The sequence below is a fragment of the Kribbia dieselivorans NBRC 106261 genome (assembly GCF_001552435.1).
Classification (GTDB): Bacteria; Actinomycetota; Actinomycetes; order Actinomycetales; family Dermatophilaceae; genus Kribbia; species Kribbia dieselivorans.
On the sequence record NZ_BCRE01000074.1, the window covers coordinates 1 to 21,674 of the forward strand.

At 69.8% G+C, this 21,674-nt stretch carries 20 protein-coding genes; 15 read left to right on the forward strand and 5 right to left on the reverse strand.

From position 1 onward, the window contains the following. Positions 1-90 precede the first annotated feature (90 nt). The 6 genes from KD1_RS07215 (at position 91) to KD1_RS07240 (ending at position 8,402) form a co-directional block, all read left to right on the forward strand. Complete coding sequence (locus KD1_RS07215; RefSeq protein ID WP_217995827.1) at positions 91-1,314, forward strand: acetyl-CoA C-acetyltransferase; 1,224 nt, start codon at positions 91-93, stop codon at positions 1,312-1,314. Next, a complete protein-coding gene (locus KD1_RS07220; protein WP_245627314.1) occupies positions 1,311-2,513 on the forward strand; it encodes an acyl-CoA dehydrogenase family protein in 1,203 nt (400 codons plus the stop codon). Before KD1_RS07215 ends, KD1_RS07220 begins: the two co-directional genes overlap by 4 nt. A 198-nt stretch (positions 2,514-2,711) precedes the next feature. Beyond that, positions 2,712-5,306, forward strand: coding sequence for an ATP-dependent chaperone ClpB (gene clpB / locus KD1_RS07225; RefSeq protein ID WP_068399689.1), 2,595 nt, complete (start codon positions 2,712-2,714; stop codon positions 5,304-5,306). 126 nt (positions 5,307-5,432) lie between these two features. Then, complete coding sequence (locus KD1_RS07230) at positions 5,433-5,996, forward strand: hypothetical protein (protein ID WP_068399692.1); 564 nt, start codon at positions 5,433-5,435, stop codon at positions 5,994-5,996. A 10-nt stretch (positions 5,997-6,006) separates the two neighbouring features. After that, positions 6,007-6,705: an LppX_LprAFG lipoprotein gene (locus KD1_RS07235; protein WP_068399695.1), complete on the forward strand. Its 699-nt coding sequence runs from the start codon at positions 6,007-6,009 to the stop codon at positions 6,703-6,705. A gap of 59 nt (positions 6,706-6,764) precedes the next feature. Further along, positions 6,765-8,402, forward strand: a complete 1,638-nt coding sequence (locus tag KD1_RS07240; RefSeq protein ID WP_083542232.1) for an MFS transporter — start codon at positions 6,765-6,767, stop codon at positions 8,400-8,402. Here KD1_RS07240 and KD1_RS07245 read toward each other — a convergent pair. Beyond that, complete coding sequence (locus KD1_RS07245) at positions 8,376-9,278, reverse strand: alpha/beta fold hydrolase (protein ID WP_068399701.1); 903 nt, start codon at positions 9,276-9,278, stop codon at positions 8,376-8,378. The genes KD1_RS07240 and KD1_RS07245 overlap by 27 nt on opposite strands. 4 nt (positions 9,279-9,282) lie before the next feature. Next, on the reverse strand, positions 9,283-10,077 hold the full coding sequence (locus KD1_RS07250; RefSeq protein WP_068399704.1) for an exodeoxyribonuclease III: 795 nt from the start codon (positions 10,075-10,077) through the stop codon (positions 9,283-9,285). 175 nt (positions 10,078-10,252) lie between these two features. Between KD1_RS07250 and KD1_RS07255 the strand changes: the two genes are divergently transcribed. The 5 genes from KD1_RS07255 to KD1_RS07275 all read left to right on the forward strand — a co-directional run bounded on the left by KD1_RS07255 (position 10,253) and on the right by KD1_RS07275 (position 13,090). Continuing rightward, the gene (locus KD1_RS07255) at positions 10,253-10,507 is read left to right on the forward strand and encodes a FitA-like ribbon-helix-helix domain-containing protein (RefSeq protein WP_068399707.1); all 255 of its coding nucleotides are present in this window, start codon (positions 10,253-10,255) and stop codon (positions 10,505-10,507) included. Continuing rightward, positions 10,504-10,923: a type II toxin-antitoxin system VapC family toxin gene (locus KD1_RS07260; protein ID WP_068399711.1), complete on the forward strand. Its 420-nt coding sequence runs from the start codon at positions 10,504-10,506 to the stop codon at positions 10,921-10,923. Before KD1_RS07255 ends, KD1_RS07260 begins: the two co-directional genes overlap by 4 nt. A gap of 4 nt (positions 10,924-10,927) precedes the next feature. Next, positions 10,928-11,704: an SDR family NAD(P)-dependent oxidoreductase gene (locus KD1_RS07265; RefSeq protein ID WP_068399714.1), complete on the forward strand. Its 777-nt coding sequence runs from the start codon at positions 10,928-10,930 to the stop codon at positions 11,702-11,704. Positions 11,705-11,787: 83 nt separating this feature from the next. Further along, on the forward strand, positions 11,788-12,351 hold the full coding sequence (gene pyrE / locus KD1_RS07270) for an orotate phosphoribosyltransferase (RefSeq protein WP_174521101.1): 564 nt from the start codon (positions 11,788-11,790) through the stop codon (positions 12,349-12,351). A gap of 121 nt (positions 12,352-12,472) precedes the next feature. After that, entirely contained in the window at positions 12,473-13,090 is a 618-nt protein-coding gene (locus tag KD1_RS07275) for a DedA family protein (protein ID WP_068399717.1), read from the forward strand. A gap of 36 nt (positions 13,091-13,126) precedes the next feature. On the opposite strand, the gene KD1_RS07280 is transcribed toward KD1_RS07275, so the two are convergent. Beyond that, positions 13,127-15,094, reverse strand: coding sequence for a hypothetical protein (locus KD1_RS07280; protein WP_068399720.1), 1,968 nt, complete (start codon positions 15,092-15,094; stop codon positions 13,127-13,129). A gap of 130 nt (positions 15,095-15,224) precedes the next feature. Here KD1_RS07280 and KD1_RS07285 point away from each other — a divergent pair, with 130 nt between their 5' ends. Next, the gene (locus KD1_RS07285) at positions 15,225-15,884 is read left to right on the forward strand and encodes a TrmH family RNA methyltransferase (RefSeq protein ID WP_217995828.1); all 660 of its coding nucleotides are present in this window, start codon (positions 15,225-15,227) and stop codon (positions 15,882-15,884) included. A gap of 73 nt (positions 15,885-15,957) precedes the next feature. Here the strand turns inward: KD1_RS07285 and KD1_RS07290 are convergent, their stop codons facing one another. Both KD1_RS07290 and KD1_RS07295 read right to left on the reverse strand, forming a co-directional pair. Next, positions 15,958-17,577, reverse strand: coding sequence for a hypothetical protein (locus KD1_RS07290; protein ID WP_068399723.1), 1,620 nt, complete (start codon positions 17,575-17,577; stop codon positions 15,958-15,960). Between the two features lie 128 nt (positions 17,578-17,705). Next, on the reverse strand, positions 17,706-19,325 hold the full coding sequence (locus tag KD1_RS07295; protein ID WP_068399726.1) for a hypothetical protein: 1,620 nt from the start codon (positions 19,323-19,325) through the stop codon (positions 17,706-17,708). Between the two features lie 153 nt (positions 19,326-19,478). Here KD1_RS07295 and KD1_RS07300 point away from each other — a divergent pair, with 153 nt between their 5' ends. The 3 genes from KD1_RS07300 to KD1_RS07310 all read left to right on the forward strand — a co-directional run bounded on the left by KD1_RS07300 (position 19,479) and on the right by KD1_RS07310 (position 21,648). Next, positions 19,479-20,138, forward strand: a complete 660-nt coding sequence (locus KD1_RS07300; protein WP_068399729.1) for a GTP pyrophosphokinase — start codon at positions 19,479-19,481, stop codon at positions 20,136-20,138. A 67-nt stretch (positions 20,139-20,205) separates the two neighbouring features. Further along, a complete protein-coding gene (gene fbaA, locus KD1_RS07305; RefSeq protein WP_068399732.1) occupies positions 20,206-21,237 on the forward strand; it encodes a class II fructose-bisphosphate aldolase in 1,032 nt (343 codons plus the stop codon). 3 nt (positions 21,238-21,240) lie between these two features. Next, on the forward strand, positions 21,241-21,648 hold the full coding sequence (locus KD1_RS07310) for a DUF3151 domain-containing protein (protein WP_068399736.1): 408 nt from the start codon (positions 21,241-21,243) through the stop codon (positions 21,646-21,648). Positions 21,649-21,674: the final 26 nt, after the last annotated feature.

Sequence of the window (21,674 nt, forward strand, 5' to 3'; positions counted from 1 at the left end):
CCGGGGGAGGGGCGGGAGGGGGACACTGGTAACACCTGGCAACACCCCCGCTACGGCCCCTCACTCGCCAACCCCAACGAAGGAAATCCCATGCGTGACCTGAACGATGTCGTCATCGCCGCCCCCTACCGCACCGCCGTCGGTGGTTTCGGTGGCTCCCTGCGCCCGGTGCTCCCGGCCGACCTCGGCACCCAGCTGATGAAGGGCCTGCTTGAGCGCACCAACCTCGACCCGGCCGTTGTCGAGGACGTCATCCTCGGCCACTGCTACCCCAGCGGTGAGGCTCCCGCCATCGGCCGAGTCATCGCGCTCAACGCCGGCATGCCGATCACCGTGACCGGCATGCAGCTCGACCGCCGCTGCGGCTCCGGTCTGCAGGCGATCATCCAGGGCGTCATGCAGGTCGCCACCGGCGCCAACAACTGTGTCATCGCCGGCGGCGTCGAGTCGATGAGCAACGCCTCCTTCTACTCCCTCGACATGCGCTGGGGCGCCAAGGGCACCGGCGTGCAGATCCACGACACGATGACCCGCGGCCGCTCCACGGCCGGTGGCGTGAACTACCCGGTCCTCGGCGGCATGATCGAGACGGCCGAGAACCTGCGCAAGGAGTACTCGATCTCGCGCGAGGAGCAGGACCAGCTCGCCGTCCAGTCCCACGCCCGCGCCGCCGCGGCGCAGGAGGCCGGCCTGTTCGCCGACGAGATCGTCCCGGTCACCGTGCCCAACCGCAAGGGCGACATCGTCGTCGACCGGGACGAGCACATCCGCCCGGGCACCTCGATGGAGACCCTGGCCAAGCTCAAGCCGATCATGCTCAAGCAGGACCCCGAGGCGACCGTCACCGCCGGCAACGCCAGCGGCCAGAACGACGCGGCCGCGTTCGCCGTCGTGGCCGACCGCGCCACCGCGACCGCGCAGGGCCTCAAGCCGATGATGCGACTGGTTTCCTGGGCCGTCGCCGGTGTGCCGCCGAAGACCATGGGCATCGGCCCGGTGCCGGCGACGGCCAAGGCGCTCGACCAGGCCGGCCTGACGCTGGCCGACATCGACGTCATCGAGCTCAACGAGGCGTTCGCCGCCCAGGCCCTCGCAGTCATGCGGGAGTGGAAGTTCACCGACGCCGACCACGAGCGCACCAACGTGCACGGCTCCGGCATCTCACTGGGCCACCCGGTCGGCGCGACCGGTGGCCGCATGGTGGGCGCGCTCGCCCGCGAGCTGCACCGTCGCGACGGCCGCTACGGCCTCGCGACCATGTGCATCGGTGGCGGCCAGGGTCTCGCCGCGATCTTCGAGAAGATCGACGCGTGAGCCTGGAGACACTGAGCTCCGAAGAGCGGGAGATCGTCACGCTCGTTCGCGAGTTCGTCGACAAGGAGGTCAAGCCGACCGTCCGTGACGTCGAGCACGCGAACGAGTACCCCGAGGCCTTCATCGAGAAGATGAAGGAGATCGGCATCTACGGTCTGGCGATCGACGAGCCGTGGGGCCCGGGCAAGGTGAGCACGCCGTGCTACGTCCTCGTCACCGAGGAGCTCGCGCGCGGTTGGATGAGCCTGGCCGGCGCCATGGGCGGGCACACCGTCGTCGCGAAGCTGCTGCAGGACTACGGCACGCCGGAGCAGAAGGACCGCTACCTGCCCCGGATGGCCACCGGCGAGATCCGCGCGACGATGGCGCTGACCGAGCCGGGCGGCGGCTCCGATCTGCAGGCCATGCGCACGGTCGCTCGCCGCGACGGCGAGGTCTACCGGGTCAATGGCAGCAAGACGTGGATCACCAACGCCCGCAAGGCCTCGCTCATCGCGCTCCTGTGCAAGACCGACCCGAACGCCGATCCGGCGCACAAGGGCATCTCGATCCTGCTCATCGACAAGGAGCAGATCGAGGGTCACGACTTCGGCGGCACCGACACCGGCGGCGGCCTGACCGTCAGCCGCGACCTGCCCAAGCTCGGGTACAAGGGCGTGGAGTCGTGTGAGCTCGTGTTCGAGGACCTCGCTGTCGACGGTGGGCAACTGCTGGGCGGAGCCGAGGGTGCGGGCTTTGCGCAGATGATGCGCGGGTTGGAGATCGGTCGGCTGCAGGTGGCCTCGCGGGCCCTCGGCGTCGGTCGGGCCGCCCTCGAGGATGCGCTGCAGTACAGCCAAGACCGCGAATCGTTCGGGCAACCGATCTGGAAGCACCAGCAGATCGGGGCGTACCTCGCCGACATGGTCACCAAGCTCACCGCGGCGCGTCAGCTGACGCTGCACGCCGCGCGGGTGTACGACAGCGGCGCGCGCGCCGACATGGAGGCCGGGATGGCGAAGCTGTTCGCCTCCGAGGTCGGCATGGAGATTGCGCTCAACGCGGTGCGGGTGCACGGCGGGTACGGGTACTCCACGGAGTTCGATGCCGAGCGGTACTTCCGCGACGCTCCGCTGATGATCGTCGGTGAGGGCACCAACGAGATCCAGCGCAACGTCATCGCCTCGCAGCTGGTCAAGCGCAACTCGGTGGCGCCGTAGCTCTCGCGGTTGCCCGCGCCCGCACCTCGCCACCCCCGCGGTTCGCCCCGCCACCCCCGCGGTTCGAGGTATTACCGGCCGTTCCACCGGTCCTTAATACCTCGAACCGCGGGGGTTCTGGGGTTGAGCGGAATAGACTCAACTTTGGAGTCGTTGCCCACTGCAGACGCGGAAACCACCCAGACGAGGAGTTCGCCCATGCCGCTCACCCCGACGAACAAGGTCGCCGAAGCCCTTGCGTTGGCCCAACGTGCCGCGCAACAGGCCGGGCACGCCGAAATCACCCCGGCGCACCTGACCAGCGCCCTGATCCAGCTCGACACCCCCCAGGCCGACGCCCTGATCCAGGCCGCCGGCACCGGAGCCGCGCACGTCCTCGCCCAGGCCGATGCGACGCTCCGCTCATTGCCCACGACCTCGGGCTCGACCCAACCGCCCGGCCTGGGCCACGAGGTCGGCGCCGTGCTCCAGCACGCCGAGACCCTCATGCACGCCAAGGGCGACACCTACCTCGCCCTCGACGTCCTCCTCCTCGCCTTGGCGGAGCGCGGTCACCTCGCCGCGATCGAGAACCGCGGCGCGAAGGCGATGGAGGCCAAGCTCGACGAACTGCGCGCGGGCCGCAAGGTCACCTCCGAGACCCCACCCGAGGGCGGAGAAGCGCTCGAGAAGTACGGCACCGACCTCACCGACGTCGCCCGCTCGGGCAAGCTCGATCCCGTCATCGGTCGCGACTCCGAGATCCGTCGCGTCGTGCAGGTCCTCTCCCGCCGCACCAAGAACAACCCGGTGCTCATCGGTGAACCCGGCGTCGGCAAGACCGCCATCGCCGAGGGCCTGGCCCAGCGCATCGTCGACGGCGACGTCCCCGAGTCGTTGCGCGACAAGCGCCTCATCAGCCTCGACATCGGCTCGATGGTCGCCGGCGCGAAGTACCGCGGTGAGTTCGAGGAGCGGTTCAAGGCCGTCCTCGAGGAGATCAAGGCCAGCGACGGCCAGATCATCACGTTCATCGACGAGCTGCACACCGTCGTCGGCGCCGGCGCCACCGGCGAGGGCGCGATGGACGCCGGCAACATGCTCAAGCCGATGCTCGCCCGCGGCGAACTGCGCCTCGTCGGCGCGACCACGCTCGACGAGTACCGCAAGCACATCGAGAAGGACCCGGCGCTGGAGCGTCGTTTCCAGCAGGTCTTCGTCGGCGAACCGTCGGTCGAGGACACCATCGCGATCCTGCGCGGCCTCAAGGAGCGTTACGAGGCGCACCACAAGGTCGAGATCGAGGACTCCGCGCTCGTCGCGGCGGCCACGCTCTCGGACCGGTACATCTCCGGCCGGCAGCTGCCCGACAAGGCGATCGACCTCGTCGACGAGGCGGCCTCGCGGCTGCGCATGGAGATCGACTCCTCGCCCGTCGAGGTCGATGAACTCCGCCGCGCGGTCGACCGCCTCAAGATGGAGGAGTTGCACCTCGCCCGCGAGACCGACGAGGCCTCCGTCGAGCGACTCGCCCGCCTGCGCCAGGACCTCGCCGACAAGCAGGAGGAACTCGCCGGGCTCACCGCCCGGTGGGAGGCCGAGAAGGCGGGCCTGAACGCCGTCGGTGACCTCAAGGCCCAGCTCGACGACCTTCGCACGCAGGCCGACCGGCTGCAGCGCGAGGGCGACTACGAGGGTGCCTCGCGCCTGCTCTACGGCGACATCCCGGCGCTCCAGACCCAACTCGACGCCGCCCAGGCCGCTGAGGAGACCGTCTCACAGGACGCCATGGTCAAGGACCGCGTCGGCTCCGACGACATCGCCGAGGTGATCTCCGCGTGGACCGGCATCCCCGCCGGGCGACTGCTGCAGGGCGAGACCGACAAGCTCCTGCACATGGAGGACATCATCGGCTCGCGTCTGATCGGTCAGCGCGAGGCGGTCGAGGCCGTCTCCGATGCGGTGCGCCGCAGCCGGGCCGGGATCGCCGACCCGAACCGCCCGACCGGGTCGTTCCTCTTCCTCGGCCCGACCGGTGTCGGCAAGACCGAACTGGCCAAGTCGCTGGCCGACTTCCTCTTCGACGACGAGCGCGCCATGGTGCGCATCGACATGTCGGAGTACGCCGAGAAGCACGCTGTGGCGCGCCTGATCGGCGCTCCGCCCGGCTATGTCGGGTACGAGGAGGGCGGCCAGCTCACCGAGGCCGTCCGGCGCCGTCCGTACTCCGTCGTGTTGCTCGACGAGGTCGAGAAGGCCCACCCGGAGACCTTCGACATCCTCCTCCAGGTGCTCGACGACGGGCGCCTGACCGACGGGCAGGGTCGCACGGTCGACTTCCGCAACGTCATCCTCGTGATGACGTCGAACCTCGGCAGCCAGTTCCTCATCGACCCGACCACGGACCGGGAGACCAAGCGCAACGCCGTCATGTCGACGGTGCGTCAGGCCTTCAAGCCCGAGTTTCTCAACCGGCTCGACGAGATCGTCATCTTCGACGCGCTCAGCGAGTCCGAACTCGAGCACATCGTCGACCTGCAGGTGCGCGAACTGGGCACCCGCCTGGCCGACCGCCGGATCACCCTCGAGGTCACGCCCAGCGCGAAGAAGTGGCTCGCGCAGACCGGGTACGACCCGTCGTACGGTGCTCGCCCGTTGCGCCGCCTGGTGCAGAAGGAGATCGGCGACCGCCTCGCGACCGGCCTGCTCGACGGGTCGGTGCGCGACGGGTCCACCGTCGTCGTCGACACCGAAACGATTGGCGGAGAAGCGATCGGCCTGACCCTCGCGCCGGAGGCCGAGTTGGTCGACTGACCCCGGTCGATGATTGACGGAGCGCCGTGTGGGCACGTGCCCCCACGGCGCTCCGCCGTTCGGCGGGTCGGGTGCCGACGCCCTACGATGGGTCACACCCACCCACCCTGAAGCCGGAGTTCTGCCATGCCCCGCGACGCCCGTCCACGGCGCCACCTGACCATCCCGACCCGCGTCAGCGTCGTCACGGCGGTAGTGGTGGCCCTCCTCGCCGGGCTGATCGGTGCCGGGGCCGCGACCGCCGCCGCGCGGGCGTACATCACGTCGTCGCCGGTGACCGTCCAGGCGGGCGAGTTCAACCCGCGCGGCAGCATCGGCGCTCCCCAACTCATGGCCGGCGGCTGCGCGATCCGGTTCAGCGGCTCGACGTACCGTCCGGTCAAGCACTACAACGACGCGCACATCTGCGCCAACATCACGACGTTGCGGATCACGTCCTCCGGACAGTTGGAGGCGAACTTCGCGCGGCGGGCCGCCGTGGTCTCGATCACCGTCGACGAGGACGAGACGCTCACCGAACGCGGCATCATGGCGGGTGCGAGCGGTGGGGTGGCGAAGGCCAACATCAGCTTCTACGACACCAAGGCCAAGCGCCGCCTCAACCTGACCAAGCGCGCCGACCGCGCGCGGATCGGCGGCAAGACCGCCAACATCTGGCTGTCGTTCCTGCAGGTCGGCCCGGCACAGTAGGTTGGCTGTCATGCGCTCCCTGCGTCCTCTGGCCGCCACCGCCGTCGTGCCCGCACTGCTGTTCCTCGGCGCGTGTTCGGGCTCGAACGCGACTCCCGAACCCACCCCGGCCGAGGCGTTGTCGAAGGCGGAGGCCTCGTTCGCCGACGCGAAGAGCGTGTCGGTCGACCTGACGTCCACGGGCGTGCCGGACGGGGTCAACGGCGTCACCGCGGCCACGGGTGAGGGCGTCATCGACTCCGCGAAGCCCAAGTTCGCCGGCGACATCACCGGGCGGGTGCTCGGCCAGAACGCGACCGTGCCGATCATCGCCATCGGCGACACGACGTGGATGAAGCTGTTCTCCACGCAGTACAAGACGATCGACCTCGACACGCTCGGAGCGCCGAACCCCGCGCTCCTCTTCCACCCCACCGATGGGGTGAGCGGGCTGCTCTCCGAGACGGCCGACCCGCAGGCCGGGGGAGAGAAGCGCGAGGGCTCGACGGTCGTGCGCACGTACACCGGCACAGTGCCGGCCTCGTCGGTCGAACACCTGCTCCGGCTCGGTCAGGACGCGACGACCTTCGACGTGACCTACCTCGTCGACACCACCACGTGGCAGTTGCGCAGCGCCGAGGTCAAGGGCGAGTTCTGGAAGGGCACCGAGTCGACGTACACCGTCAAGCTCTCGGACTACGGCAAGCCGGTCGAGATCACCGCCCCGTGACGACCTCGGGAGCAGGTCGCCACGCGGCGGCGCTGCTGGCGGTCGCCTCGATCGCCGTCATGCTTGCCGCCGCTGACACGTACGTCGTCGTCCTGGCCCTGACCGACATGATGGCCGGCGTCGGGCTGCCGGTGGACCAGTTGCAGCGCGCCGCGCCGATCATCAGCGGGTTCTTGCTCGGGTACATCGCGGTGCTCCCGCTCATCGGGCGGCTGGCCGATCTCGTGTCGCGGCAGCGGGTGCTGATGGCCTGCCTGGTCGTCTTCATTCTCGGATCGGCGATCACCGCCTTGGCCGTGGACCTGCCGGTGCTCGTGACGGGCCGGGTCGTGCAGGGTGTCGGCGGTGGTGGGTTGGTGCCGGCGACGCTGGCGCTCGTGGCCGATCGCTGGCCGGCCGACCGGCGCGGGCTGCCGTTGGGGGTCGTCGGTGGCGTGCAGGAGCTCGGTTCGGTGCTCGGGCCGCTGTTGGGCGCGGCGATCCTCGCGGTCGCGGACTGGCGGGCGATCTTCTGGTTCAACGCCACCGCCGGGGTCGTGCTGCTCCTCGCCATCTGGGCCCTCTCCCGCCCCCAAACCCCGCCGAGTGATGGTTTCGGGCCGCCCCAGGGACCCCCGAGGCGGCCCGAAACCATCACTCGGCGAAGGGCGGTGGCGCGGGGGCTGGGCGCGCTTGCCACGGCGCTCCTGCTGCTTGCGCTCGCTGCCCCGACCGCGCTGACCACCGACGTCACCTGGGGAGTGCCGTTCGTGCCGTTCGTCGGCGATGCGCGGCTGCTTACGCCGATCGGGCTGACGGCGGCGCTCCTCGCGCTGGCGGCGATCGCCCTGTCGGCGCGCGACTGGTGGCCGATCCTCACCCGCGCGGACCTGCCCGGAGCCGCCCTGCTCGGCGGGTCTCTCGGCTGCGTCGTGCTGACCTTCGCCGCCGCCGACCCGGAGCGTGAGGTCGTCGGGCCGGCCGGGTACGTCCTGCTGCCGGTCGGCGCACTGCTCGCGCTGGGCTACCTGTGGCGCCACCGCACCTCGACCTCCCCGCTCGTGCCCCGAGGCACGATGCGCGGCCGCACCGGCCCGGCGCTGCTCGTCAGCCTCGCAACCGGAGCGGCGCTCGTGGCCGTGGTCGTCGACGTGCCCCTGCTCGCTCGGCTGACGACGCGCGCCGACCAGACCGCCGCGGCGCTGGTGCTCGTGCGGTTCCTGCTGGCCGTGCCGGTCGGAGCGGTGATCGGCGGCTGGTGGACACGCCGCACCGGTGACGGGATCGTGGCCGGAGCCGGGTTGCTCCTGGCCGCCGCCGGGCTGTGGGAGATGAGCCGCTGGGGTTTGGGCTCGCTCGACGATCCGGCCCGCAGCACGATCACGCTGGCCGCGGTCGGTTTCGGACTCGGCCTCGCCCTGGCGCCGGTCAACAACGCCGCGCTCGCCGACGCCCCGGACGACGCCCACGGCACCGCCAGTTCACTGGTCGTCGTCGCCCGCATGGTCGGCATGGTCGTCGGGCTGGCCCTGCTCACCGCGGTCGGGCTGCACGAGTACTACCGCGCCGTCGATGCGCTGCCCCTCGACGCTCCGGCCAGTGAGCAGGTCGCCGCGGCGGTCGTGCAGGTGCACACCGTGTTCACCGGAGCGGCGATCGCGGCCCTGGTGGGAGCCGTCGTGGCCGTGGGTCTACTGGGCCGCCGCCGGGTCGCCTGACGTTGCACCATCGACGAGCGAGACGAGGGCGTCGATGATCTGCGCCGCACCCTGATACGTCAACATGTGCCCGCAGCCGGGAACCACCTCGAGTTGGGCGCTGGGCACGTCGGCCACCCAGCGGCGCGACCACACCGCGGGGGTGAGCAGATCGATCTCGCCCACGAGCACCCGCACCGGCACCTGCGCCAGCGACCGCAGCGAGTCGCGCTCGTCGTATCGGGTGAGCGCGCCCCAGTAGCGCCCGGTCGCCCGGGGTGAGGTACCGCTGATGATCTCGGCGACCTCGGCGACATGCGCCGGGTCCGGGTCGGGACCGAAGTTGCTGATCGCGGTGAAGTACTGACCGACGTGCGGTCCGCGTAACCGCTCCGGGAGAGATCCCAGCGCGTTCAACGCCCACGTCGCCGCCGGTGGCAGCGCGACCCCGTACAGCGTCGGCGTGGTCGAGACGAGCAGCGCCCCGCCGACCCGTTGCGCCATGACATCGGGGTGACGCCCCGCGAAGGCCATGACGGTCATGCCGCCCATGGAGTGCCCGCCCAGAATGAGCGGACCCTCGGGGGCGGCGATCTCGATGACCGCGGCCATCGTGTTGCCCAGGTCGCGGACCTCCACCGGTCCCCGGCCGAACGATGATCCGCCATGCCCGGGCTGGTCGTACGTGACGACCCGCGCGCGGCGTTGCGAGAGCAGGCCCTCGACGACGAGGTGCCAGGTGCGCTGGCTCAGCGTCCAGCCGTGCGCGAGCACCACGGTGGGCAGATCCGGGTCGAAGGGCTCGGCGAGGTCATCCCCGGCCACCCACTCCGTGGCCGCGATCCGCGCTCCGTCGGGCCCCAGGATCGTGTGGGAGCGCAGCACCCGCGGTGCCATCAGGTCACTCCTGCTCGCCGATGTCGACGATCACCGGCGCGTGGTCGCTGGCGCCCTTGCCCTTGCGCTCCTCCCGGTCGATCATCGCGTCGGTGACCCGCCCGGCCAGGGTCGGTGAGGCGAGCACGAAGTCGATGCGCATGCCCCTCTTCTTCGGGAACGACAACTGCGTGTAATCCCAGTACGTGTAGACCCCCGGCCCGGGCGCGTACGGCCGGACGACGTCGACGAACCCGTCGTCGATGAACTGCTGGAACGCCGCCCGCTCCGGTGCCGACACGTGGGTCTTGCCCTCGAACGCGGTCATGTCCCAGACGTCGTCGTCGTGCGGCGCGATGTTCCAGTCGCCGCACAGCGCGAGTTGCGCACCCTCCTGCGCCAGCCACGTGTTCGCCTGCCGGTTCAGCGCGGCCAGCCACTCGAGCTTGTAGTCGAGATGCGGATCGCCGAGCTCGCGACCATTGGGCACGTACAGCGACCACACCTTGACGCCGCCGCAGACCGCCCCGAGCGCGCGCGCCTCGGCCGCGACCGGGTCGCCCCAGCCGGGCACGTCGGTGAAGCCGACCTCGACGTCGTCAAGCCCGACGCGCGAGACGATCGCGACGCCGTTCCACTGGTTCAGGCCGGTGTGCGCGACCTGGTAGCCCAGCGCCTCGAACCGCTCGTGCGGAAACTGGTCGTCACGCGCCTTCGTCTCCTGGATGGCCAGGACATCGACGTCATGGCGCTGCAGGAAGGCCTCGACACGGTCGATGCGGGATCGGATGGAATTGACGTTCCAGGTAGCAAGTCGCACGTCCTGAACCTTAGTCGCCACCCCCGACGACGTGCCCGCTCACCCGGGGTCCTTGCCTTCGCGTGGAATACCCCTCGGAGACGAGGACCCGAGGTTGGGCGACCGCGCTCTTCTTTGGAAGGTGACAGCAAGCATGTAGAATGCTGTCATTGTTGTTTCTCAAGGAGGCGACGTCATGGCCGTCCTGACCGTCCGCAACGTTCCCGACGAGGTGCATCGCGCGTTGAAGGCTCGAGCCGCCGAGCACGGCCGCAGTGCCGAGGCCGAGGTGCGTGAGATCCTCAGTGCCGCGCTCGTGCCCTCGAGACGGATTCTGCTCGGTGATGCCTTGGCCGACATCGGCCGTGACTTGGCGCTCACCGATGAGGACGTGACCGCGCTGGAGGCGGTGCGTGACCGCACGCCAGCGGAACCGTTGGAGCTCCCGTGATCGTCCTCGACACGAACGTCGTCTCCGAGGCTATGCGCCCGCACCCGGATCCAGCCGTGATGGAGTGGCTCAACGCCCAGGCCACAGACACGATGTTTCTCGCGAGTGTCACGCTCGCGGAACTCCTTTTCGGTATCGCGGCCTTGCCGACCGGAGCGCGGCGCGATCGGTTGGCGCATGCGCTGGACCGATTGTCAGCCCTGTTCCATGGTCGAGTCCTCCCCTTTGATGAGGACGGCGCCCGGCGATACGCCGACATGGCCGTCACCGCGCGCTCGGCCGGCCGCCCGCTACCAGTGGCCGACGGTTACCTCGCCGCGACCGCGGCCGCACACGGGTTCGCCGTCGCCACCAGAAACACCAAACACCTCATCGACACCGGGGTCGAGTTGATCGACCCGTGGAAGGACCGTTGACCCGATGACGACCGCCCTCATCACCGGCGCCTCCGCCGGCATCGGCCGCGCCTTCGCCCGCGAGATCGCCCGTCGCGGCACCGATCTCGTCATCGTCGCCCGCGACGAGGCGCGCCTGAACGATCTCGCCCGCGATCTGCGCTCCGTTCATGACATCGACGTCGAGGTGCTCGCGGCCGATCTCACCGACCACGGTGACCTCGACCGCGTGGCCGCGCGCCTCGGCGATCCGCAACGCCCGATCGACCTGCTCGTCAACAACGCCGGACTCGGGCAGAAGCGCTCGTTCCTCAACAATTCCCTCGAGAACGAACTCGCCGCCTTCGATCTCATGTGCCGCGCGGTGCTCGTGCTCTCCCACGCGGCCGGGCGGGCGATGCGCGAACGCCACCGTGGCGCGATCATCAACGTCTCGTCGATGGCGAGTTTCCTGGCCACGGGCAGTTACTCGGCGGAGAAGTCGTTCGTGACGGTCCTCACCGAATCGCTCGCCAGCGAGCTGCACGGGTCCGGCGTCACGGCGACCGCCCTGTGCCCGGGGTTCACGCACACCGAGTTCCACGCCCGCGCGCGCCAGGACCTCTCCTCCCTGCCCGACTTCGCGTGGCTCGACGCCGACCAGGTGGCACGGGCGGCGCTCGACGACGCGGCGGCCGGCAAGGTCATCTCCGTGCCCGGAGCGGCGTACAAGGCCGCGCGCGTGGCGTTGCGGTTCGCGCCGCGTACCCTGCTGCGCACCGGGCTGATGAAGCCGGGGAGTTGGAAGCCCGGGCTGCGCTGACACCCAGGACGACCGCAGACTCGGCGCGCACCGCAGACCCAGCCGCACCGCGCTCCCCACCGCCCCGGGAGGTGCGCCCTACGATGTCCACCGTGACCGATATCGCCGCTGACCGCGCCCGCCTGCTCGAGATCGTCAAGGCCAAGGCCATCGTCCATGGCCGCGTGACCCTGTCCTCCGGCAAGGAGGCCGATTACTACGTCGACCTGCGCCGCATCACCCTCGACGGCGAGGCCAGCCCGCTCGTGGGCCGGGTCATGCGTGACCTCGTCCGTGACCTCGATTTCGACGCCGTCGGCGGCCTGACCCTGGGCGCCGACCCGGTCGCCACCGCCATGCTCCACGCGGCCGCCGCCGCCGGCGAGCGCCTCGACGCGTTCGTCGTGCGCAAGGCCGGCAAGGCCCATGGCCTGCAGCAACGCATCGAGGGGCCGTCGATCGCGGGTCGTCGCGTGCTCATCGTCGAAGACACGTCCACGACCGGAGCGTCGCCGCTCGAGGCCGCGAACGCCGCCCGGGAGGAGGGTGCGGAGGTCGTGGCCGTGGCCACCATCGCCGACCGCGCGACCGGCGCGGCCGAGAAGTTCGCCGAGGCGGGCCTGGAGTACCGCCACGTCTTCGGGCTGGCGGAGCTCGGCCTGGCCTGACTCGCCGCGCTCCGGAAGACCGACGTGTTCTCACAGGAAACATGCAGCCGAAGGGGCCTACGCTAGCCCGGGCACGGCTGGCAATGCAGTGCTCTCATCCTCACCGTGAAGGGATACCTGCATGCAGTCCATCATCGACTGGGTTCTGCGCATCATGGATGCCATCGGCGGACCCGGCGTCGCCGTGGCGATCGCCCTGGAGAGCATTTTCCCGCCGATCCCCAGCGAGGTCGTGCTGCCGCTGGCCGGGTTCACCGCGTCCCAGGGGCGGTACACGCTCGTCGAGGCGATCGTGTGGGCCACGCTCGGGTCCGTCGTCGGCGCGGTGGTGCTGTACTACGTGGGTCTGCTCATCGGCCTCAAGCGCATTCGGGCGATCGCCGACTGGATGTGGCTCGTGGACGTCGAGGACGTCGACAAGTCGGTGCGCTGGTTCGACAAGAATGGGGCCATCGCGGTGTTCGTCGGCCGCCTCATCCCCGGCATTCGCAGCCTGATCTCCATCCCGGCCGGGATCGACAAGATGCCCATGGGCAAGTTCCTGCTCTACACCGGCGGGGGGTCACTGGTGTGGAACACGATCCTCGTCGGCCTGGGCTACCAACTCGGCAGCCGATACCACCTCGTCGAGCAGTACATGAACACGATCTCCAACGTCGTCTACGTCGTTCTGATCGTCATCGTGCTGGCCGTTGTCGTGTGGATGGCCCGGCGGGCCAAGGCGCGCGGCCGGCTCTGAGATCACGACCGGAGCGTCGTCACACCCGGAGCGTCGTCACCACACGATCCGGGCGGCGTGGGTCGCGTCGATGACGTCGAGCGACTCGGCCATCGCGGCCCGGTCCTCGGGCAGACCGACCCACTCGACGAACCTGCGCAGCACCCCGGCCGGATCGTTGGGGGTCGGCGCCCCACCCGGGGAATACGCGTTCAGTACGTGCATGACCTTGCGTACCGCGTCGTCCACGGCGGCTTCGTCGAGCCCGCGGGCCGCGGCGATATGCGGCGCGACCTGGTCGTGCCGCAGCGCCGGCGGCACCGGCAGCCGGGCGATGCCCTGTTCGACCAGACGCTCCGGGTCGGTGTCGGTCAAACCGGCGATGAGGTCGTACCCCGCGGGCGGGATCGGCGGCAGTTCCCACGTGGCTCCGGTGAGGCGGCACAGCGCCCAGATGATGCCGTGGTTGCGCACCCGTCGGGTCAACTCGGACCCGACCCGGTCACGGGCCACGAAGCGCGCGGCCGGTTCGGCGGGCGGCACGTCCGGGTACCGCGGCGGAGCGTCGAGGCCCAGGACGCCCCGGCCGTCGAGGAACGCCCGAGCCGACACGGTGATCCGCCGCGCCTCCGCAGCCCCAGGGCTGTCGGGGGAGTACTCGGCGCCAGACGGCGGGCGGTCGTCGGTACCCAACTGCTCCAAGCGCGTCTCCGCCCACGGGCGCATGAATCGGCGCCAGATCGGGAGCCACCGACCCCGCACCGTCCAGGTGAGTGCCTCGATCCAGCCGCCGCCGGTGACGTGCATGAGCAGGTCGTACGGTGCCCAGTCCGGCGGCGGGTTGTCGCGGTCGAGCGAGGACAACGCCCGGGCCACGTGCGGGCGGCGCACCCGCTCGGGCGGGACCATGGCGCTGTTGGTGCGTACCGCCACGATGCGGTCACGGTCGAGCGCGACGAACCGCACCAGCACGCTCCCCTCGCCCCAGACGAGGCCGTACTGGTCGAGCCAGGCGTGTCGCTGTTCCCACGGCACGCCCGCCGCGGACTGGGCGGCGGCGACCTCGGCCCACCGCGCGATGAGGTCGAGGATCGACTGGCGGGCCGCGGCGTCGTCAGCGGCGATCTGCGCCACCGCCTCGGCCGGGACCTCCACCGGCCCGGGTCGGGGTGCCAGGGGGATCGGCCCACCGATGAGCCGCCGCACCTGCATCGCCGCCGCGTGCCCCGAGTCGAGCCGTTCGCTGGTCGGTGGCGTGACCCGCACGAACGTCGCCACAGCGGTCAGCGTTTGCCCGAGCCGCTCACGGTCGGTGGCCACCTCGTCGGTCAGGGCCGCGTTCCAGCAGAGCACGGCTCGCGTCAGACCCTCGGTGCCCGCCTCGACGTCGGGGAAGGCGTCGCGCTCCTCCGGCAGGCTGTCGCGTTCGTCGCGTAGGCACACCTCCTCGGCGATTCGGCGTAGCGCGCCCGCGTCGGTGTCGATGAGTTCGGCGGCGTATTCCAGGGCGGGGTGCGCCCATGGGGTCACCGGGTCGATCGGCGGATACACGCCGCTCCGCCCGTCATCGGCCAGTTCGGCGATCCGGTCATGCACGCGCCCGGCGACGTCCCACTGCTCGCCGCCGAACCACGCGACCATGCTCAGCGGCGACCCGCTCCACCCGAGTCGCCGCAGATCGTCCGCCGTGCGCAGCCCCGTCCACTCCGGCGCGCCCGGCCGCTCTCGCCCCGCGGCGAGCCAGCACTCCTCCTCGTCGTTGAACAGTTGCGTGTTCCACTCGCCCCAGTCAGCGCCCCAGAGCACCCATCGCTGCTGCCCGGCCGGGCCATCGGCCAGGCGCACCAGGGTCAGGTCGCAGTACGCCGCGTCATCGAAGGTGAACCCGTTGGTGATGCGGCGCGCGGTGCCGTTGGTGAACTGCCCCGTCGCCACCGCCTCGGCCGTCGTCGCGATGACGCCGAGCCGTCCGACCAATTGATGGAGCGCGGTGAGCGCATCGCGCGGATCGGCTGCGGTGTTCATTCGGCCTCCTGAAGTGCGATCGACCTCCCCAGAAGGTCACGCTGGGACGCTATCGGGTGGCCCGCCGCGCGGCGAGGTGGAGTGCTCCCCGGGCTCGTCGCGACGACCGCGGTGTGGTGGGATCACTCGCGTGAGTGACGTGGAAGAGCCGGCCGAGCGCGACTCCGACAGTGTGGGGGTGGGCCCCTGGCCAGGCGTTTGGCCCACCGGCGACCACTGGGACCGCGACCTGCTGCGCGACGGCGACCGGCGCAACGTCGACGACCGGTATCGCTACTGGTCACATGCGGCGATCGTCGCCGACCTCGATCGGCATCGCCACGGGTTTCATGTCGCGATCGAGAATTGGGCGCACGATTTCAACATCGGATCCGTCGTGCGCACGGCCAATGCGTTCAACGCGGCGGCGTTCCACATCGTCGGCAAGCGCCGGTGGAACCGTCGGGGCGCGATGGTCACCGACCGCTACCAACACGAACATCATCACGCCACGGTCGCAGCGTTCGTGGCGTGGGCGGCCGGGGCGGGGCCGGGCGGAGCGCCGTTGCCGATCGTTGGCATCGACAACCTGCCCGGATCGCGGCCGCTCGAGACCCACGACCTGCCGCGGGAGTGCGTGCTTGTGTTCGGGCAGGAGGGGCCGGGCCTGAGCGAGGAGATGCGTCAGGCGTGCGGGGTCGTCCTGGACATCGCCCAGTTCGGCTCGACGCGGTCGATCAATGCGGGGGCGGCTGCGGCGATCGCCATGCACGCGTGGATTCGGCGGCACGTGTTCGAGCAGCGGCCGTGAGCACGCCACGGTCCTCCACTTCGTGCGTGAACGACCGCGAAGTGGAGGACCGTGGCGTGGGGTCAGCGGGGCGTCAGCGACGGACGGTGACGGCCTTGGAGGTGGCGGAGCGGGTGGTGTAGCCGGACTTGCTGGCGGTGACCTTGACGGTGATGCGCTTGCCGCGGTCGGTGCGGGTGAGTTTGTAGGTGGCCTTGGTGGCGCCCTTGATGGTCTTGCCGGAGCGCAGCCACTGGTACCTGGTCGTGGACGGCGTGGGGCTCCAGGCGCCCTTGGTGGTGCGAAGGGTCTGGCCGGCGCGGGCGGTGCCGCTGATCTTCGGGGCCGCCTTCACGGTGAACGTGCCCGGCTTGACGGTGACGGCGCTGGAGGTGGCCGAGCGAGTGCTGTAGCCGCTCTTGCGGGCGGTGACCTTGACGGAGACCTTCTTGCCCTTGTCGGCCGCGGCGAGCTTGTAGGTCGACTTCGTCGCGCCCTTGATGGTTTTGCCGGAGCGCAGCCACTGGTAGCTCGTCGTGGCGGGTGCGGGGTTCCAGGTGCCCTTGGTCGCCGAGAGGGTGCGCCCGACCTTGGCGGTGCCGGTGACCTTCGGTGCGGCGACGACGGAGAACGTGCTGCCCGTGCCGCCACCACCGCCGGAGGTGTTCAGCGGTGCCGGCGACCAGTGCGGGGCCGATCCAGTGGCGTCGACGTCGGAGGCAGTGATGTTGGACTGGCTGCAATTGGGGTCGCTCAAGGAGAGCGACTTCAGGCCGCGAATGACCTCGACGCCGGCGTCCTCGGTGCTGATGACCGCGGCGTCGCTGGACGGGTCGAACGCCACAGCCTCAATGGCCTTGTCATCGGGGTTCGACATCACGCAGGAGAACATCTTTGGGGCCGGGGGAGTCGACGTGCGCGGGTCGCCGGACACGGACAGGAACGCGACGAAACCGCGCTCCGATACGGCCATCACCTTTCGATCGGGCGAGAGATCCTGGTCCCACGGGTCGGAGTACCAGCCGTCAAACACCTCGTCGCTGGCGAACCACTTCGGGGCGGAGTCGAGCTGGCCGAGGCTGGCGAGTTCGAAGACTCCGTCGGCGAGCAACATTCGGTTGTTGCTCACCCACGTCCCGTTCCGGCCGTTGGCCAAGCCGTACTTCGTGATGTTCGACAGGGCCGTGGTGTCCGTCACCGACGTGGACGAATGGATGCGGTATTTGCCCTCGAAGTCGATGTATTGCCGGAGCTGCGTGTAGGCCAGTTTCGAGCCGTCCGGGGAGATCTCGGCGTCGGTCACCGGCGTCAAGTGGACCCCTGGGTCGATGAAGAGGTGGCCCTTCGGGATGCGCATCGAATTGACCAGAGTGCCGTTCTGGCGCATGAATGCGACGGTCTCGCCCTTGGCCGCGGCGATGATGCCGGCGTCGGACATCGACGGGGAACTCCAGGGGCTCGAGGCGGTGCCGTCCTTGGTGACCTGGAACTTGCCGGTGCCGTCCGGCCGCATGACCCACACGTTGTGGTTGCGGATGAAGACGATCGATCCGGTCAAGTCGCTGTTGTCGGCGGCCGACACCTCGGTGAGGTCGGCCGCCTCCAACGCCGGTCGCTGGCTGGTGCTGTTTGCGGCCTGCGAGGTACCTGCCGCGGCGATCAGGCCGGCGGTGGCGAGCGCTGCCACGGACAGCAACGAAGCGGATGGGCGCATTTTGAGCTCCTGGATTGGGTCACGGTCGGACCTTCCGAGACTGTCAGCGCGTGACCTGGGGCACATCGGCCAGAAGTCGCGTGTGCGTCATCCTCGAGGCTTAGGTCGAGATACTCAGTGTGTGGTCATCAGCGGCGGACGGTGACGGCCTTTGAGGTGGCGGAGCGGCTGGTGTAGCCGGACTTGCCGGCGGTGACCTTGACGGTGATGCGCTTGCCGCGGTCGGTGCGGGTGAGTTTGTACGACGACTTGGTGGCGCCCTTGATCGACTTGCCGGAGCGCTGCCACTGGTACTTGGTGGTGGACGGCGTGGGGGTGAAGGTGCCCTTGGTGGTGCGCAGGGTCTGGCCGGCCCGGGCGGTGCCGCTGATCTTGGGGGCGGTCTTGAGGGTGAAGGTGCCGGGCTTGACGGTGACGGCGGTCGAGGTGGCCGAGCGGGTGGCGTAGCCGCTCTTGCGGGCGGTGACCTTCACTGCGATCCGCTTGCCCTTGTCGGCGGCGGCGAGCTTGTAGGTGGACTTGGTCGCGCCGGTGATGGCCTTGCCGGAGCGCAGCCACTGGTGGCTGGTCGTGGTGGGTGCGGGGTTCCAGGTGCCCTTGGTCGCGGAGAGGGTGCGCCCGACCTTGGCGGTGCCGGTGACCTTCGGTGCGGTGACCACGGAGAACGTGCTGCCCGTGCCACCACCACCGCCTGAGGTGTTCAGCGGCGCCGGCGACCAGTGCGGCGCCGACCCGTTCGTCTCGATGACGACGCTGGTCAGTGGGCAGGCCCCGCCGACCATGGACTTCAGGCCGCGCACGACGCTGATGGACTCAGCTCCGTTCTCGTTCTCACCGATGGCCACCGCATCGCCGGAGGGATCGATCGCCACGTTGTCGAGGTCGGTGCCGGTATTGGCGGTGAGGAGGCAGTTCGACGCGGTCGGCACTGCCGGAATCGACGTCAGTGGGTTGCCCGAGACGTGGAGGAAGGCCACCAGTTCGCGGTCGGCCACCGCCATCAGGGTCCGGTCGGCGGATAGGTCGACGTCGCGCGTGCTGGCGTACCACTCGGGGGAGACGTCAGTGCTGAAGAACCAGCGCGGCGCATCGGTCAGTTGGCCGAGGTTGGCGAGTTCGAAGCCGGTGTCGTAGAGGAGCACTCGGTTGTTGCTCACCCAGGTCGGGTTCTTGCCGATGGCCAGACCGTACGTCGAGAAGTTCGACAGGGCCGCGACGTCGGTGACCGACGTTGCGTACTCGCTGCGCACGCCTCCGCTCGTCGTGATCTTCACCTGGTGGTAGGCCAGCTTCGAACCGTCGGGCGAGATCTCGGCCCCGAGGGTGTTCGAGTTGGTGTTGCCCGGTTCGCCGAAGAGGTAGCCGTAGGGGATCTGAATCGACCCGGTGCGCGTGCCGTTCTGGCGCATGAAGGTCACCGTCGTGCCCTTGATCGCCGCGATGATGCCCGCGTCGGACATCGACGGGACCCGCCAAGGGGTGCCCGCGGTGCCGTCCGTGGTGACCTGGAACTTGCCCGTGCCGTCGCCGCGCATGACCCACACGTTGTGGTTGCGGATGTAGACGATCGTGCCGGTGAGGTCGCTGTTGTCGGCGGACGATGCCTGCGGGGCCTCGGCGAGCGAGATGGCCGACGGGCCGGGCTTCAGCGTCGAGGCAGTCGGCGCGGCTTGTGAGGTGCCGGCAGCGGCGATCAGGCCGGCAGTGGCGAGCGCTGCCACGGTGAGCAGCGAAGCGGATGGGCGCATGGTGGGCTCCTGGGTCGTGTCACGGGCCGGACCTTTAGAGCCTTCCAGCGCCGAACGTCGCTCCGCATCGGCCTGAAGTCGCGACCGCGTCATCCTCAAGGGGGAGGCTTGCCGTGGAGCAAACTCCCAGACAGGAGGCCTACGCTGCTCCGGATGACTGCCGATGATGTCCCCACGCTCGATCTACCCTCCGCCTACTCGGAGATGTCGGAGTTGCGGGACAACTTCACGCGGTTCCTGCTCACCTACGAGGCCGGGATGGCCGAGGTCGAGACCAAGGTGCGCATCCTGCAGCAGGAGTTCACCCACCTGTACGAGTACAACCCGATCGAGCACATCTCCACCCGGCTCAAGAGCGTCGAGAGCATCCTCGACAAGGCGGCCCGCAAGGGGGTGCCGGCCACGCCGGAGTCCCTGCGCGAGCACGTCACCGACGTGGCCGGAGTCCGCGTGGTGTGCTCGTTCATCTCGGACGTGACCCGCGTCCAGGAGCTCCTGTGCAGCCAGGGCGACATCACCGTGCTCCGCCTGCGTGACTACATCGCCGAGCCCAAGGCCAACGGCTACCGCAGCCTGCACGCCCTCGTCGAGGTGCCCGTGTTCCTCTCGCAGGAGGTCGTGCGCGTGCCGGTCGAGGTGCAGTTCCGCACGAGTGCGATGGACTTCTGGGCCTCGCTGGAGCACAAGATCTACTACAAGTACGACCGTGCCGTGCCGCCGGAGCTGCTGGCGGGCCTCAGCGAGGCCGCCGAGACCGCGGCCCGCCTGGACGCCGACATGGAGCGGTTGCACGACCAGATTCGCGGCCGCTGACCACGTTGTCGGGGTGATCTGACAGGATCGGTTCGGTAGCACATCCGCCGACTGTCAGGAGTACGCCGTGCCCATCGCAACCCCCGAGGTCTACGCCGACATGCTCGACCGGGCCAAGGCTGGTGCCTTCGCCTACCCGGCCATCAACGTGACGTCCTCGCAGACCCTCAACGCCGCGATCCGTGGCTTTGCCGAGGCCGGTTCCGACGGCATCGTGCAGGTGTCCACCGGTGGTGCGGAGTACCTGTCCGGCCCGACCATCAAGAACATGGTCACGGGGTCGCTGGCCTTGGCCGCCTACGCCCACGAGGTCGCCAAGCAGTACGACGTCAACATCGCGCTGCACACCGACCACTGCCCCAAGGACAAGCTCGACGGCTTCGTCCGCCCGCTGATCGAGGCCTCCGCCGAGCAGGTCGCACGCACCGGTCTGCCGATCTTCCAGTCGCACATGTGGGACGGCTCGGCCGTGCCGCTGACCGAGAACCTCGCGATCGCCGAGGAACTGCTCGACAAGGCCGCGGCCGCGAAGATCATCCTCGAGGTCGAGATCGGCGTCGTCGGCGGCGAGGAGGACGGCGTCGCCAACGAGATCAACGAGCAGCTGTACACCACGCCGGAGGACGCGCTCGCGACCGTTGCGGCGCTCGGTCTGGGCGAGCGTGGCCGGTACATGGCCGCGCTGACGTTCGGCAACGTGCACGGGGTGTACAAGCCGGGCAACGTCAAGCTCCGCCCGGAGATCCTCAAGGAGTGCCAGGACGCGATCGTCGCGTCCAAGGGCCTGGCTGCCGGGTCCAAGCCGCTCGACCTGGTCTTCCACGGTGGTTCGGGCTCGCTGCCGCAGGAGATCTCGGACGCGGTCGACTACGGCGTCATCAAGATGAACGTCGACACCGACACCCAGTACGCCTTCACCCGCCCGGTCGCCGCGTGGATGATGCAGAACTACGACGGCGTGCTCAAGATCGACGGCGAGGTCGGCAACAAGAAGCAGTACGACCCGCGTTCGTGGGGCAAGGAGGCCGAGAAGAACATGGCCGCCCGCGTCGTCCAGGCCTGCCAGGACCTGCGGTCCGCCGGCACCCACCAGGCCTGATCCGTGGCCGACAATCTGCTGGGCGTGCCGGAGACCCGTTTGCCCGAGGACCCGGCCGCCCACCGGTTGGCGTCGGGGGAGGCCGCCAGCGACGTGGCTGCCGCGCTGCCGACGTCATCGCTGGCGTGGGCGGTGTTGGCGGAGGACGCGCTGGCCGACGGGCGCACCATCGAGGGCTACGCCTTCGCCCGCACCGGCTACCACCGCGGGCTGGACGCGCTGCGGCGCAACGGCTGGAAGGGCCAGGGCCCGGTGCCGTGGTCGCACGAGCCGAACCGCGGCTTCCTGCGGGCGCTGGCGGCGCTGTCGCGGGCGGCCGGGGCCATCGGTGAAACCGACGAGCAGCAGCGGTGCGCGACCTTCCTGCGCGACTCCAGTTCGGAGGCAGCGAAGGTGCTGCAGGTAGACTGAGCACGATTCGAGGGCCCCGCCGTCCG

Excerpts from the sequence above, each read along its gene's own strand:
- KD1_RS07215 (WP_217995827.1), top strand. The coding sequence starts at position 91 with ATGCGTGACCTGAACGATGTCGTCATCGCCGCCCCCTACCGCACCGCC.
- clpB (WP_068399689.1), top strand. The coding sequence starts at position 2,712 with ATGCCGCTCACCCCGACGAACAAGGTCGCCGAAGCCCTTGCGTTGGCC.
- KD1_RS07230 (WP_068399692.1), top strand. The coding sequence starts at position 5,433 with ATGCCCCGCGACGCCCGTCCACGGCGCCACCTGACCATCCCGACCCGC.
- KD1_RS07235 (WP_068399695.1), top strand. The coding sequence starts at position 6,007 with ATGCGCTCCCTGCGTCCTCTGGCCGCCACCGCCGTCGTGCCCGCACTG.
- KD1_RS07240 (WP_083542232.1), top strand. The coding sequence starts at position 6,765 with ATGCTTGCCGCCGCTGACACGTACGTCGTCGTCCTGGCCCTGACCGAC.
- KD1_RS07245 (WP_068399701.1), bottom strand. The coding sequence starts at position 9,278 with ATGGCACCGCGGGTGCTGCGCTCCCACACGATCCTGGGGCCCGACGGA.
- KD1_RS07255 (WP_068399707.1), top strand. The coding sequence starts at position 10,253 with ATGGCCGTCCTGACCGTCCGCAACGTTCCCGACGAGGTGCATCGCGCG.
- KD1_RS07265 (WP_068399714.1), top strand. The coding sequence starts at position 10,928 with ATGACGACCGCCCTCATCACCGGCGCCTCCGCCGGCATCGGCCGCGCC.
- pyrE (WP_174521101.1), top strand. The coding sequence starts at position 11,788 with ATGTCCACCGTGACCGATATCGCCGCTGACCGCGCCCGCCTGCTCGAG.
- KD1_RS07275 (WP_068399717.1), top strand. The coding sequence starts at position 12,473 with ATGCAGTCCATCATCGACTGGGTTCTGCGCATCATGGATGCCATCGGC.
- KD1_RS07280 (WP_068399720.1), bottom strand. The coding sequence starts at position 15,094 with ATGAACACCGCAGCCGATCCGCGCGATGCGCTCACCGCGCTCCATCAA.
- KD1_RS07290 (WP_068399723.1), bottom strand. The coding sequence starts at position 17,577 with ATGCGCCCATCCGCTTCGTTGCTGTCCGTGGCAGCGCTCGCCACCGCC.
- KD1_RS07295 (WP_068399726.1), bottom strand. The coding sequence starts at position 19,325 with ATGCGCCCATCCGCTTCGCTGCTCACCGTGGCAGCGCTCGCCACTGCC.
- KD1_RS07300 (WP_068399729.1), top strand. The coding sequence starts at position 19,479 with ATGACTGCCGATGATGTCCCCACGCTCGATCTACCCTCCGCCTACTCG.